The organism is Burkholderia sp. SIMBA_062, from assembly GCF_046534765.1.
In the GTDB taxonomy this organism is placed as follows: domain Bacteria; phylum Pseudomonadota; class Gammaproteobacteria; order Burkholderiales; family Burkholderiaceae; genus Burkholderia; species Burkholderia ambifaria.
This window is the reverse complement of the sequence record NZ_JAWRYD010000007.1, coordinates 37,882-51,927: the sequence shown is the minus strand read 5'-3', so window position 1 is coordinate 51,927 and position 14,046 is coordinate 37,882. Positions and strand designations below refer to the sequence as shown.

Annotated in this window: 11 protein-coding genes; 7 read left to right on the top strand and 4 right to left on the bottom strand. The window is 69.4% G+C overall.

The window, feature by feature from the left end; genetic code table 11:
• Window positions 1-93: 93 nt before the first annotated feature.
• The 3 genes from SB786_RS09410 to SB786_RS09400 form a co-directional block, all read right to left on the bottom strand.
• Complete coding sequence (locus SB786_RS09410; RefSeq protein ID WP_006757691.1) at window positions 94-867, bottom strand: slipin family protein; 774 nt, start codon at window positions 865-867, stop codon at window positions 94-96.
• Window positions 864-2,450 (bottom strand): NfeD family protein, encoded by a 1,587-nt coding sequence (locus SB786_RS09405; protein WP_410727223.1) that lies wholly within the window; start codon window positions 2,448-2,450, stop codon window positions 864-866. The genes SB786_RS09410 and SB786_RS09405 overlap by 4 nt, the downstream gene beginning before the upstream one ends.
• 122 nt (window positions 2,451-2,572) lie before the next feature.
• Window positions 2,573-3,607 (bottom strand): AraC family transcriptional regulator, encoded by a 1,035-nt coding sequence (locus SB786_RS09400; protein WP_012366634.1) that lies wholly within the window; start codon window positions 3,605-3,607, stop codon window positions 2,573-2,575.
• Between the two features lie 137 nt (window positions 3,608-3,744).
• Here SB786_RS09400 and SB786_RS09395 point away from each other — a divergent pair, with 137 nt between their 5' ends.
• The 6 genes from SB786_RS09395 (at window position 3,745) to SB786_RS09370 (ending at window position 11,313) form a co-directional block, all read left to right on the top strand.
• Window positions 3,745-4,878: an acyl-CoA dehydrogenase family protein gene (locus SB786_RS09395; RefSeq protein WP_410727222.1), complete on the top strand. Its 1,134-nt coding sequence runs from the start codon at window positions 3,745-3,747 to the stop codon at window positions 4,876-4,878.
• 241 nt (window positions 4,879-5,119) lie between these two features.
• Window positions 5,120-6,826, top strand: coding sequence for an AMP-binding protein (locus tag SB786_RS09390; protein WP_410727221.1), 1,707 nt, complete (start codon window positions 5,120-5,122; stop codon window positions 6,824-6,826).
• Window positions 6,827-6,938: 112 nt separating this feature from the next.
• Window positions 6,939-8,468 carry a CoA-acylating methylmalonate-semialdehyde dehydrogenase gene (locus SB786_RS09385; protein WP_410727220.1) on the top strand — a complete coding sequence of 510 codons (1,530 nt, stop codon included), beginning with the start codon at window positions 6,939-6,941 and terminating at the stop codon, window positions 8,466-8,468.
• Window positions 8,469-8,486: 18 nt separating this feature from the next.
• A complete protein-coding gene (gene mmsB, locus SB786_RS09380; RefSeq protein WP_410727219.1) occupies window positions 8,487-9,389 on the top strand; it encodes a 3-hydroxyisobutyrate dehydrogenase in 903 nt (300 codons plus the stop codon).
• The gene (locus tag SB786_RS09375; protein WP_410727218.1) at window positions 9,386-10,177 is read left to right on the top strand and encodes an enoyl-CoA hydratase; all 792 of its coding nucleotides are present in this window, start codon (window positions 9,386-9,388) and stop codon (window positions 10,175-10,177) included. The genes mmsB and SB786_RS09375 overlap by 4 nt, the downstream gene beginning before the upstream one ends.
• The gene (locus SB786_RS09370) at window positions 10,174-11,313 is read left to right on the top strand and encodes an enoyl-CoA hydratase/isomerase family protein (protein WP_410727217.1); all 1,140 of its coding nucleotides are present in this window, start codon (window positions 10,174-10,176) and stop codon (window positions 11,311-11,313) included. The genes SB786_RS09375 and SB786_RS09370 overlap by 4 nt, the downstream gene beginning before the upstream one ends.
• Before the next feature lie 61 nt (window positions 11,314-11,374).
• On the opposite strand, the gene SB786_RS09365 is transcribed toward SB786_RS09370, so the two are convergent.
• Window positions 11,375-12,280, bottom strand: coding sequence for a LysR family transcriptional regulator (locus SB786_RS09365; protein WP_175671174.1), 906 nt, complete (start codon window positions 12,278-12,280; stop codon window positions 11,375-11,377).
• A gap of 177 nt (window positions 12,281-12,457) precedes the next feature.
• On the opposite strand from SB786_RS09365, the gene SB786_RS09360 reads away from it, so the two are divergent.
• A complete protein-coding gene (locus tag SB786_RS09360) occupies window positions 12,458-13,996 on the top strand; it encodes an MFS transporter (protein ID WP_410727216.1) in 1,539 nt (512 codons plus the stop codon).
• Window positions 13,997-14,046: the final 50 nt, after the last annotated feature.

Sequence of the window (14,046 nt, the reverse complement as noted above, 5' to 3'; positions counted from 1 at the left end):
GGGCGCCGGGCTACGCGCACCCGGCCGCCGCGGCCCCGCGCCCATCGGTATCGGTATCCGCCACGGCGTCGTGCGGGCCGGCACGCGCGCGTCTCAACGCTCGCGCGCGGGGCCCAACCGCTCCAGCAACGACGCCAGCAGATCGATCGGCAGCGGAAACACGATTGTCGAATTCTTGTCGGCCGCGATCGTCGTCAGCGTCTGCAGGTAGCGCAGCTGCATCGCCTGCGGCTGCAGCGCGAGCCGCTGCGCGGCCTGCAGCAGCTTCTCCGACGCCTGCAGTTCGCCTTCCGCATGAATGACCTTCGCGCGCCGCTCGCGCTCGGCCTCGGCCTGCCGCGCGATCGCGCGCACCATCGTCTCGTTCAGGTCGACGTGCTTGATCTCGACCGTCGATACCTTGATCCCCCACGCATCGGTCTGCGCGTCGAGCGTCTTCTGGATGTCGGCGTTCAGTTGCTCGCGCTCGGCCAGCAGTGCGTCGAGCTCGTGCTTGCCGAGCACCGAGCGCAGCGTCGTCTGCGAGAGCTGGCTGGTCGCGTCGAAGAAGCGCGCGACCTGGATCACGGCCTTCTCCGGATCGACGACGCGAAAATACACGACCGCATTGACCTTCACCGACACGTTGTCGCGCGTGATCACGTCCTGCGGCGGCACGTCGAACACGACGGTGCGCAGGTCGATCCGCACGACCTGCTGGACGATCGGGATGATCAGCACGAGCCCCGGCCCCTTCACTTTCCAGAACCGGCCGAGCATGAACACGACGCCACGCTCGTACTCGCGGAAGATGCGGATCGACGACGCGACGAGCACCACGACGAAGACGATCAGGACGCTGCTGAAGCCGAACGTGTAACCGATCATGAAGGTTCTCCTTGGGGTTGTGCCTGTCCGGGCACGTCGTAGAGCGGCGTGACGGTCAGCGTCAGCCCCTGGCGGCCGGTGACGCGCACGCGGCAGCCGGCGGCGAGCGGCACGTTGCTCGCCACGCGCCAGCGCTCGCCGTGCACGCGCGCCCAGCCGGCGGCCGACGGCGCGACGCCGCTGGCGCCAAGCGGTTGATCCGGGTGCAGGCCGTCGTCGAGCACTTCGCCGATGCTGCCGAGCATCGCCTCGGCGCCCGTCACGACCGGGCGCCGCCGCGCGCGCAGCGCGACGCTCGACACGCCGGCGACGAACAGCCCGCCGCCCAGCGCCAGGCTCGCGATCACGGGCCACGGAATCCCGTAGCCGGGCACGTCGGTGTCGATCAGCATCAGCGCGCCGATCGTAAACGCCACGATCCCGCCGAAACCGAGCACGCCGAAAGTCGGCAGGAACGCCTCGGCGACGAGGCAGCCGAGACCGAGCAGCACGAGCCCCAGGCCCGCATAGCTGATCGGCAGCAATTGCATCGCGAACAGCCCGACCAGCAGGCAGATGGTGCCGGCGACGCCGGGCAGCACGAAGCCGGGGTTCGCGAATTCGAAGAACAGCCCGTAGATGCCGATCGTGAGCAGGATCAGCGCGACGTTCGGATCGGCGATGATCGACAGGAAGCGGCTGCGCCAGTCGGGCGCGAGCACGACGAGCGGCGCATGCGCGGTCGCGAGGTGGAGCGTGCCGGCGCTGGTCGTCACGGTGCGGCCGTCGAGCTGGCGCGCGAGGTCGGCCGGATCCTGCGCGATCAGGTCGACCACATGCTGCGCGCGCGCCTCGTTCGCCGACAGGCTCACGGCCTCGCGCACCGCGCGCTCGGCCCAGGCGGCATTGCGTCCGCGCAGCTGCGCGAGGCCGCGGATATAGGCGGCGGCGTCCTGGGTCGCCTTGCGGATCTCGGTCGACTGCGTGTCGTTCGGCAGCTCGGCGGGTGTGGACGAGGCGCCGGAGGCTCCGCCCGCACCCGATGTCCCGGCCGGCGACGGCCGGGGCGTGCCCGGTGTTCCCGGCGTACCGGGCGTACCCGGCGCGCCGCCGCCGATGCCGAACTGCACCGGCGAGGCCGCGCCGAGATTGGTGCCGGGCGCCATCGCGGCGATGTGGCTCGCGTACACGATATAGGTGCCCGCGCTCGCGGCCCGTGCGCCGCCGGGCGCGACGAACGCGGCCACTGGCACCGGCGAGCCGAGGATCGCCTTGATGATCTGCCGCATCGACGTGTCGAGCCCGCCGGGCGTGTCGAGCTGCAGGATCGCGAGCGGCGCGTGGTCGTGCGCCGCGCGCTCGATCGAGCGGACGATGAAGTCGGCGCTGGCCGGCCCGATCGCGCCGTTGACCGGAATAACGATGACCGGCGGCGCGGCGGCGGGTGCGGCGGGCGAGCTGGCGGGAGGCGGAGCGGCAACCGCCGCGCATACGACGAGCAGCGCCGCGAACAGCGCGGCGCGCGCGACCCGCGCGACCAGCGGGTGACGGGGGCGGCCGTCGGGCGATGCCGATGACGGCGGCCCATGACGATGAATGGGCATCGGGGCGTCCGGGCGGCGCGCGGCCGCACGCCGTCCGGCTCGCGGAAAAGGGCGTTGGCCCGATGTTTGAAGATTAGGCGGTTTCGGGGCAAAGCGCGAAGGCGGGGCCGCCGGCCGCGCCTTCAGCCGGCTCCGTTGCCGCGCGCGAGCGCTTCTTCCCGGTATTCGGCCGGGCTGCGGCCGCTCCATTTGCGAAACGCGCGGTAGAACGCGCTCGGTTCCGCGAAACCGGTGGCGGCCGCGACGTCGGCGATGGTCCGCGACGGATCGGCCAGCGCCTCGAACGCGAGATCGCGCCGCAGCGTGTCCTTGATCGACTGGTACGCGTGGCCTTCCTGGTGCAGCTTGCGACGCAGCGTCGCCTCGGCCACGTGCAGCCGCGCGGCCATCCCGCCCGCGCCCGGCCACGCGGCAGGCGGCATCCCGCGCAGTACCGTACGCACGCGCTGCGCGAGCGCGTTCGGGTTGCGGTACTTGACGATGAAGCTGGCCGGCGCGTTGCGCAGGAACGTCTTCAGCGTCTTCGCGTTCTGCACGACCGGCAGCGTCGCGAATTCGGGATCGAAATCGACATACGAATCGGGCTGGTTGAAGCGCATGTCGTCGCACAGCATCGACGGGTATTCGTGGTCGGCCGGCGGCGTGTCGCAGCGGAAGCTCGCGTGCAGCACCGGGATGCGCCGCCCGATCAGCCAGCAGGTGAGCCCGTACACGATGATGAAATAGGTCGCGTACGTGAACATCGCGGGCGCCGCCGCGCTGTTGCGGTGCACGAAGCGCAGCCGCACGCGCTGCGGATTGGCGTCGAGCTCCGCGTGCAGATCGTCGAGCACGCAGTGCAGGAAATTCACCGCGCGCGCCATCGCGTGCAGTCCGTCTTGCGCGGACAGCGCGGCCTGGCTCATCGCGATGAAGCTGCCGCTGCGCATCGGGTGGCGGTCCTGCCCGAAAAACTCGTCGTCGAGCGCGCGCGCGATCGCGTTCCACAACGCGCCGTATTGCTGCGCGGACACCCGCGCGCGCGGCTGGTCGAGCAGCGCGGGCGCGATGCCGGCCTGCGCGAGCAGCGGCTCGGCCGCGACGCCGCGCCGGGTGGCGAGCGCGACGCTGTAAGCGACGAGGCTGATCGCGACGGTGCCCTTGTCTTCCTGCTTCATCGAAGCCGCCGCTATGGCAAAAACGCTCAGTGTAAATGAGCGGCGCGAGCATCGAACAGTCGCGCGTGCTTGCCTACACTTGTTGCATCGAAACGGAAGGTCGGTCGCCACACGCGGCCGGGGGAGACAGCAGCGCCATGGACGAGCTTTACACCGAAGACCAGCGGATGATCCGCGACGCCGCGCGCGTTTTTGCCACCGAGGTGCTGGCCCCGAACGCCGCGCAGTGGGACCACGACGCGCACCTGCCCGACGCCGTCGTCGCGCAGCTCGGCGAACTCGGCCTGCTCGGGATGATCGTGCCGCAGGAACTGGGCGGCGCGTATACGGATTACGTCGCCTACGCGCTGGCGATGGAGGAAATCGCCGCCGGCGACGCCGCATGCGCGACGATGATGAGCGTGCACAACTCGGTCGGCTGCGGGCCGATCCTCGGCTTCGGCACGCCCGCGCAGAAGGATCGCTGGCTGGCCGAGATGGCGGCGGGCCGCATCATCGGCGCGTTCTGCCTGACCGAGCCGCAGGCCGGCTCCGAGGCGCACAACCTGCGCACGCGGGCGGAACTGCGCGACGGCAAGTGGGTGCTGAACGGCGCGAAGCAGTTCGTGACCAACGGCCAGCGCGCCGGCGTCGCGATCGTTTTTGCCATGACCGACCCGGAAGCCGGCAAGCGCGGCATTTCCGCGTTTCTCGTGCCGACCGACACGCCGGGCTTCATCGTCGGCAAACCCGAGAAGAAGATGGGCATCCGCGCGTCCGACACGTGCGCGATCACGTTCGAGAACTGCGCGATTCCGGAAGAAAACCTGCTCGGCAATCGCGGCGAAGGGCTGAAGATCGCCCTGTCGAACCTCGAAGGCGGTCGGATCGGCATCGCCGCGCAGGCGCTTGGCATCGCGCGGGCCGCGTTCGACAAGGCGCGCCGCTATGCGGGCGAGCGCGTGCAGTTCGGCAAGCCGATCGCCGAGCACCAGGCGATCCAGCAGAAGCTCGCCGACATGGCCACCCAGATCAACGCGGCGCGCCTGCTCGTGCATCACGCGGCGAAGCTGCGTACGGCCGGGCTGCCGTGCTTGTCGGAGGCGTCGCAGGCGAAGCTGTTCGCATCCGAGATGGCCGAGCGCGTGTGTTCCGACGCGATCCAGATCCACGGCGGCTACGGCTACCTCGCCGATTACGAAGTCGAGCGTCATTATCGCGACGCGCGCATCACGCAGATCTACGAAGGCACCAGCGAAGTGCAGCGGATGGTGATCGCGCGACAGCTTTGAGTCGCGGCGCGCGCGCCATCGAACATCACGCGAACCGACAAGCAGGCAAACACGCAGGGCACGAGGGCAGCGCGGCGAACGCGGCACGCAACGACGTGACCGTGCGCGGCGCAACAGGGAACCGGGCGGCGTGGCAGCGCGTGCGCCGGTCGACCGCTGGGCATGGAGACTGGAGACTCACCAGGGCATGGGACCCACGTAAGCGCTAAAGCGCTAACGTGGGTCGACAGGAGACGACACGATGACAGTACAGGCATTCCTGGACGCACGCGACTTTCTGCTGCGCCATCGCACCGACTACGACACCGCGTACCGCGACTTCGAATGGCCGGTGCTCGATGCGTTCAACTGGGCGCTCGACTACTTCGACCCGATGGCGCGCGGCAACGACCAGCCCGCGCTGTGGATCGTCGATGCGGCAACCGGTACGGGCGACCCGTATTCGTTCGCGCAGATGTCCGAGCGCTCGTCGCGGATCGCGAACTGGCTGCGCGGCATCGGCGTCGTGCGCGGCGACCGGATCCTGCTGATGCTGCCGAACCGTGTCGAGCTGTGGGACGCGATGCTCGCCGCGATGAAGCTCGGCGCGATCGTGCTGCCCGCGACCACGCAGCTATCGGCCGACGACGTGCGCGAGCGCGTGCAGATCGGCGGCGCGACCTACGCGATCGTCGACGAGAACGAGACCGCGAAGTTCGAACAGGGCGAGCTCGGCCTCAGGCGCAAGATCGTCGCCGGCGCGCCGCGCGACGGCTGGCTTGCGATGAACGACGGCTACGCGGCTAGCGACGTATTCACCCCCGACGCCGTCACGCAGTCGAACGAAACGATGCTGCTGTACTTCACGTCGGGCACGACGTCGAAGCCGAAGCTCGTCGAGCATACGCACCGCACCTATCCGGTCGGGCACCTGTCGACGATGTACTGGGTCGGCCTGCAGCCGGGCGACATCCACTGGAACATCAGCTCGCCGGGCTGGGCGAAGCACGCGTGGAGCTGCTTCTTCGCGCCGTGGAACGCGCAGGCGTGCGTGTTCGCGTTCAACTACGCGCGCTTCGAGCCGAAGGTCGTGCTCGACGCGCTCGTCAAATACCGGGTGACGACGCTGTGCGCGCCGCCGACCGTGTGGCGCATGCTCGTGCAGCAGCCGCTCGCGTCGTTCGACGTGAAGCTGCGCGAGATCGTCGGCGCGGGCGAGCCGCTCAATCCCGAGATCATCGAGCGCGTGAAGAAGGCGTGGGGCATCACGGTTCGCGACGGCTATGGCCAGACCGAGACGACCTGCCTGATCGGCAACACGCCGGGCCAGCCGGTCGTCGCCGGCTCGATGGGGCGGCCGCTGCCGGGCTACCGGATCGCGCTGCTCGACCCGGACGGCGCACCCGTCAGCGAAGGCGAGGTCGCGCTGCCGATTGGCGCCGGCGCGTCGCGCCCGGTCGGGCTGATGAACGGCTATGCGAACAATCCCGACGCGACGGCCCACGCGATGCGCGACGGCCATTACCGCACGTCGGACATCGCGATGCGCGGTGACGACGGCTACTACGTGTACATCGGCCGCGCGGACGACGTGTTCAAGTCGTCCGACTACCGGCTGAGCCCGTTCGAGCTGGAAAGCGTGCTGATCGAGCATCCGGCGATCGCTGAGGCGGCCGTCGTGCCGAGCCCGGACCCGGTGCGGCTGTCGGTGCCGAAGACTTTCATCACGCTGCGCCAGGGCTACGAGGAAAGCCCGGCGCTCGCGCTGGAGATCTTCCGCTTCTCGCGCGAGAAACTCGCACCTTACAAGCGCATCCGCCGCCTGCAATTCGCCGAGTTGCCGAAGACCATCTCGGGGAAGATCCGCCGCGTCGAGCTGCGCCGCCGCGAGATCGAGCGCGGCGACGACGCGACGACGCGCATGCCCGGCGAATACTGGGAAGAAGATTTCGCCGCCGAACTGAAGTGAAATGACCGGCCGCGGGCCGCGCGCGCCGCATCCCGCGGCGGCCGCCCGCAGCCCGATTGAACCGGCCGCGCGGCATCAGCGCTGCGTGGTCCACAGCAAGGAGATTGCATCGATGAACGCGAATCCGACGCCCCACACGGGGCAAGACGTGCCGACGGTCAAGCTGCTGATCGACGGCGCTTTCGTCGAGTCCACCACGAGCGAGTGGCGCGACATCGTCAACCCGGCGACCCAGCAGGTGCTCGCGCGCGTGCCGTTCGCGACCGTCGCGGAAGTCGACGCGGCCGTGCAGGCCGCGCACGAGGCGTACGCGACGTGGAAGAACACGCCGCTCGCCGCGCGCATGCGGATCATGCTGAAGTTCCAGGATCTCGTGCGCGCGAACCTGCAGCGCGTCGCGAAGACGCTGACGGCCGAGCAGGGCAAGACGCTGCCCGACGCCGAAGGCGACATCTTCCGCGGCCTCGAGGTGGTCGAGCACGCATGCTCGATCGGCACGCTGCAGCTCGGCGAGTTCGCCGAAAACGTCGCGGGCGGCGTCGATACCTACACGCTGCGCCAGCCGCTCGGCGTATGCGCGGGCATCACGCCGTTCAACTTCCCCGCGATGATCCCGCTGTGGATGTTCCCGATGGCGATCGTGTGCGGCAACACGTTCGTGCTGAAGCCGTCCGAGCAGGATCCGATGTCGACGATGGAGCTCGTCGAGCTCGCGATCGAGGCCGGCGTGCCGAAGGGCGTGCTGAATGTCGTGCACGGCGGCAAGGAAGTGGTTGATGCGATCTGCACGCATCCGCTCGTGAAGGCGATCTCGTTCGTCGGCTCGACCGCCGTCGGCACGCACGTGTACAACCTCGGCAGCCAGCATGGCAAGCGCGTGCAGGCGATGATGGGCGCGAAGAACCACGCGATCCTGCTGCCCGACGCGAACCGCGAGCAGGCGATCAACGCGCTGGTCGGCGCGGGCTTCGGCGCGGCCGGCCAGCGCTGCATGGCGACCTCCGTCGCGGTGCTGGTCGGCCGTGCGCGCGACTGGCTGCCGGACATCGTCGCGAAGGCGCAGATGCTGAAGGTCAACGCGGGCTCGCAAGCGGGCACGGACGTCGGCCCGGTCGTGTCGCGCGGCGCGAAGGCGCGCATCCTGTCGTTGATCGACGCCGGCATCAAGGAAGGCGCGAAGCTCGAGCTCGACGGCCGCGACGTGAAGGTCGCCGGCTTCGAGGAAGGCAACTTCATCGGGCCGACGATCTTTTCGGGCGTGAAGCCCGAGATGACGGTCTACACCCATGAAATCTTCGGGCCGGTGCTGGTCGTGATGGAAGTCGACACGCTCGACGAAGCGATCGCGCTCGTCAACGCGAACCCGATGGGCAACGGCGTGGGCATTTTCACGCAGAGCGGCGCGGCCGCGCGCAAGTTCCAGAGTGAGATCGACGTCGGCCAGGTCGGCATCAACATCCCGATTCCGGTGCCGGTGCCGTTCTTCAGCTTCACCGGTTCGCGCGGCTCGAAGCTTGGCGATCTCGGCCCGTACGGCAAGCAGGTCGTGCAGTTCTACACGCAGACGAAGACGGTCACCGCGCGCTGGTTCGACGACGACACGACGGCCGGCCCGGTGAACACGACGATCCGGCTGCACTGAGCGGCGGAGGAGACGAACATGAAGATCGGTTTTATCGGACTCGGCCACATGGGCGCGCCGATGGCGCTGAACCTGCTGAAGGCTGGCCATGAAGTGCATGCGTTCGACCTGAGCGCCGATGCATTGCGCGCGCTGCAGGACGCCGGCGCGCAGGTGGCCGCCTCGCCGCGCGACGCGGCGTCGGGCGCGACGTTCGTGATCACGATGCTGCCGGCCGCGCCGCACGTGCGCTCGGTGCTCGCCGGTGAAAACGGCGTGCTGGCCGGCCTCGACGCCGGTGCGACCGTGATCGACTCGAGCACGATCGACCCGGCGAGCGCGCAGGCGTTCGGCGCGCTCGTGCGCGAGCACGGCGGCGCGTTCGTCGATGCGCCGGTGTCGGGCGGCACCGGCGGCGCGGCGGCCGGCACGCTGACTTTCATGGTCGGCGGCAGCGACGCCGATTTCGAGCGCGTGAAGCCCGTGCTCGCCGGCATGGGCAAGAACATCGTCCATTGCGGCGCGACGGGAATGGGGCAGGTCGCAAAGGTCTGCAACAACCTCGTGCTCGGCATCTCGATGGCGGCCGTGTCGGAGGCGATGTCGCTCGGCGTCGCGCTCGGCATCGACCCGAAGGTGCTGGCCGGCATCGTCAACACGTCGACGGGCCGCTGCTGGAGCTCGGACACCTACAACCCGTATCCGGGCGTGATCGCCACCGCGCCGTCATCGCGCGGCTACAGCGGCGGCTTCGGCACCGACCTGATGCTGAAGGATCTCGGCCTCGCGAACGACGCCGCGAAGCAGGCGCGCCAGCCCGTCTATCTCGGCGCGCTCGCGCAGCAGCTGTACCAGGCGATGAGCAGCCGCGGCGACGGGCAACTCGATTTCTCGGCGGTGATCCGCCTGTACCAACCGGCCACCAAGAAGGACGCCTCATGATCGAACTGGACTACGTCGACGACGGCGCGATCGCGTGCGCCACGCTCAAGCGTCCGCCCGCGAACGCCTTTACCGCCGACGGGCTGCGGCAGCTGCAGGACACCGTCGCCGAGCTGAACGCGAACCCGCGCGTGCGCGCGCTGGTGATCACCGGCGACGGCCCGAAATTCTTCAGCGCGGGCGCCGACCTGAACACGTTCGCCGACGGCGATCGCGCGGTCGCACGCGCGATGGCCGCGCGCTTCGGGGCGGCGTTCGAGGCGCTGCACGACGCGCGCGTCGTGACGATCGCCGCGATCAACGGCTATGCGATGGGCGGCGGCCTCGAATGCGCGCTCGCGTGCGATTTGCGGATCGCCGAGACGCATGCGCAGATGGCGCTGCCCGAACCGTCGGTCGGCCTGCTGCCGTGCGGGCTCGGCACGCAGACGCTGCCCTGGCTCGTCGGCGAAGGCTGGGCGAAGAAGATCATCCTGGCCGGCACGCGCGTCGACGCGGCGACGGCGCTCAGGATCGGCCTCGTCGAGGACGTGGTGGAGCGCGGCACGGCACGCGATGCGGCGCTGGCGCTCGCGCGCAACGTCGCGCGGCAGAGCCCGCATGCGGTGGCATACAGCAAGGAGCTGATCGGCCTCGCACGCCGCGGCGTGCCGCGTAGCGCGGCGCTCGCGGTCGAGCGCGAGCGCTTCGTCGACCTGTTCGACACGAACGATCCGCGCGAAGGCGTGGCCGCGTTTCTCGGCAAGCGCGCGCCGCAATGGCACACCGATGGGGAGGCGCAACGATGAGCACGCCGGTCATGACTCACGAGGGCGTCGCGCAACCCGCGCCGGAGGTGCTGTTCCGCGTGGTGAACCGCGTGGCGCTCATCACGCTGAACCGGCCGGCCGCGCTCAATGCGTTGTCCTATCCGATGATCGGCGAGCTGGCCGCGCTGCTCGAGCGTTGCCGCACCGACGACCAGATCGTCGCGGTCGTGCTGCGCGGCGCGGGCGAGAAGGGCTTCTGCGCGGGTGGCGACGTGCGTGCGCTGTACAGGATGGTCGCGCAGCGCGAGACCTGGCTGCCGTTCTTCGTTGACGAATACCGGCTCGACCATGCGATTCACACGTTTCCGAAGCCGGTGGTCGCGCTGATGGACGGCGTGACGATGGGTGGCGGGATGGGGCTCGCGCAAGGCGCGGCGCTGCGTGTCGCGACCGAGCGCAGCAAGATCGCGATGCCGGAGACGCGCATCGGCCTGGTGCCCGACGTCGGCGCGACGCATTTCCTGGCGCGCATGCCGGTCGAGCTCGAACTGTACGTGGGGCTGACGGGCGCGATGCTGTCGGGCGCCGACGCGCTGAGCGCGAAGCTCGCGGACCTGTGCGTGCCGTCGTCGTGGCTCGATACGTTCGAGACGCGCATCGAGAGCATCAAGTGGGACGGCGACGTGCTGCCGGCGCTGCGCAAGGTGTTCGAGCCGCCGTGCAATGTCGTGCCGCATGCCGTGCTTGACACGCAGATGGCATGGATCGTCCGGCACTTCGACAAGCGCTCGACCGTCGAGCGGATCGTCGCGACGCTGAAGCAGGATCTCGCGCGCGACGAGCTGTCGCGCGAGCATCGTCAATGGCTGCAGGCGACGCTCGATGCGCTCGCCGGCCATTCGCCGACGATGCTGTGCGTGACACGCGAAGCGCTACTGCGCGGGCGCCAGATGACGCTGGCCGAGTCGTTCCGGATGGAGCTCGGCATCGTGGCGCGCGCGATCGAGGAAGGCGACTTCTGCGAAGGCGTGCGCGCGCATCTCGTCGACAAGGATCGCAAGCCGCGCTGGGCGCCGGCGTCGCTCGTCGAGCTGCGCGCCGAGCGCGTGCGGCATTTCCTGACCTCGCCGTGGAAGCTGTTCGCGCATCCGCTCGCCGATCTCGGCGCGGCGTGACGATCCGACGCGCCCGTGCGGCGCGTCGGTTTCAGCGCATTTCCGTTCTTTTCTTCTGCGCTCAGCGCTCGATCATCGGCGGCACCGCCTGCACGAGCGCGTCGATCACGCAGCGCGTCTTGCGCGGCAGGTAGCGCGTTTTCGGCCAGATCGCGTGGATGTCGCCTTCGCACACGAAGCAGCGGTCGAGTACGACAACCATCTCGCCGCGCTTCACGTAATGATCGAGCAGCCAGCTCGGTAGCCACGCGATCCCGAACCCCGCCGCACCGGCCGCCGCGATCGCCTGCACGTCGTCGAAGCTGAGCTGGTGCTGCATGTCGACGCGCACGGTCGAGCCGTCCGGCGCGCGCAGATCCCACGGCTGCGCGACGCCCGAGCGCGAATACGCGATCGTCCGGTGATTCCGCAGGTCGTCGAGCGATTGCGGCATCCCGTAGCGCGCGAGATACGACGGCGCTGCGCCGAGGCTGCCGTACTGCGTGCCCAGCCGCCGCACCGCGAGGCTCGTGCTGTCCGCCAGCGTGCCGATCCGCACCGCGAGATCGATTCCTTCCTCGACCAGATCGACGAAACGGTCGGTGATCGACACGTCGATCCGCAGGTGCGGATAGGTGCGTGCGAGATCGAGCACGATCGGCGTCACGCAGTGATGCCCGAACGCGAGCGGCACGCTCAGCCGCAGCTTGCCGCGCGCTTCGTTGCGGCCGCAATCGAGATCGGCTTCCGCCGCTTCGAGTTCCGACAGCGCACGCACGCAGCGGTCGTAGTACGCCTGACCGTCGTCGGTCAGGCTCTGGCTGCGCGTCGTGCGCTGCAGCAGTCGCGCGCCGAGCCGTTTCTCGAGCCGCGCGATCGCCTTGCCGACCGCCGAGCGCGTCATGTCGAGCCGTTCCGCGGCAAGCGCGAAGCTGCCGGATTCCACTACCTGGACGAAGGTCGTGACGCCGTCGAGTCTGTCGGTCATGGCGGGTTGCGCTGATTGCGTCCTGTAGTTCCCCAGTCTGGAGAAAAGGACGCGTCAATGGGGAGGAGGATTCTCACTATAGTACCGAATCCCGTCCAGCGTGCGTTGCCGGCCGCACGCGGCGAATCCTTCTCACCTGGAGGCGCGCGGCCTGTTGCGGGTCGTCGCGCAATACGTATGACGCTATCCGACTCCCGCAGGAATGCGGTCGCGCTCGCGGCCGTCTGTCTCACGTCGTTGATGTTCGGCCTCGAGATCTCGAGCGTGCCGGTGATCCTGCCGACGCTCGAACACGTGCTGCACGGCGACTTCAACGGCATGCAGTGGATCATGAACGCGTACACGATCGCGTGCACCACGGTGCTGATGGCGGCCGGCACGCTCGCCGACCGCTTCGGCCGCAAGCGCGTGTACGTGATCGGCACCGTGCTGTTCGGCGCGACGTCGTTGCTGTGCGGGCTCGCGCCGAACGTGCCGGTGCTCGTCGCCGGCCGGCTGCTGCAGGGCGCGAGCGGCGGCGCGATGCTGATCTGCCAGATCGCGGTGCTGTCGCATCAGTTCCGCGAAGGGCGCGAGCGCGGCCGCGCGTTCGGGATCTGGGGAATCGTGTTCGGGATCGGCCTCGGCTTCGGGCCGATCGTTGGCGGCGCGATCGTCGCACTGGCGAGCTGGCCTTGGGTGTTTCTCGTCCACGCACCGCTCGCGGCCGTCGCGCTCGTGCTGATCGGCGGCGCGGTGCGGGAGTCGCGCGATCCCCATGCGGGCACGCTCGACGTCGCGGGCATCGTCACGCTGTCGCTCGCCGTGCTCGGCCTCGCGTTCTATATCACCCAAAGCGCGGAGCTTGGGCTCACGAGCGCGGCCGGCCTCGGCGTCCTAGGCGCGACCGTGCTTGCGCTGGCGGGCTTCGTCGTCGCGGAGCGCGTGAGCGCGCGGCCGATGTTCGACTTCTCCGTGTTCCGGATTCGGGCGTTCACCGGCGCGATCTTCGGTTCGATGGGGATGAACTTCAGTTTCTGGCCGTTCATGATCTACCTGCCGATCTGGTTCCAGGTCGCGCTTGGGTACGACAGCGTGACGGCCGGCCTCGCGCTGCTCGCCTACACGCTGCCGACGCTGGTCGCGCCGCCGTTCGGCGAGCGGCTCGCGCTGCGCTACGGGCCTGGCGTCGTCATTCCGGGCGGCCTGTTCACGATCTCGGCTGGTTTCGCGCTGATGCGGATCGGCAGCGGCGTCGACGATGCGAGCTGGCTCACGATGCTGCCGGGCTGCGTGATCGCCGGCATCGGGCTCGGGCTGACCAACACGCCGGTCACGAACACGACGACGGGCGCGGTGCCGGGTTCGCGGGCCGGGATGGCGTCGGGCATCGACATGAGCGCGCGGATGATCTCGCTCGCGCTGAATATCGCGGCGATGGGCTTCGTGCTGGTCGCGGGGATCGTCTCGAGCCTGAAGGCGGGGGTGGCGTGGGCGGTTGATGCGGAGGCGTTGCGCACGCTGGCGCAGCAGATCGCGTCCGGCCGCACCGACGGGTTGCAGGCGATCGCGCCGGCGCTCGCGCAGGCCGACCCGACCGGCACGGCGCTGCACGCGGCGCTCGTGCACGGGTTCGGCTGCGTGATGGTGTATGGCGCGGCCGGCGTGGCCGTGCTCGCGACCGCGAGCGCGGTGGCGTTCGCGCCGGTGGGGCGCAGGGGGGCGGTGTGTGAATGACGCGCGCTGCGCGATGCGCCGTGTAGATCGGAAGCTCGATCGAGAACACG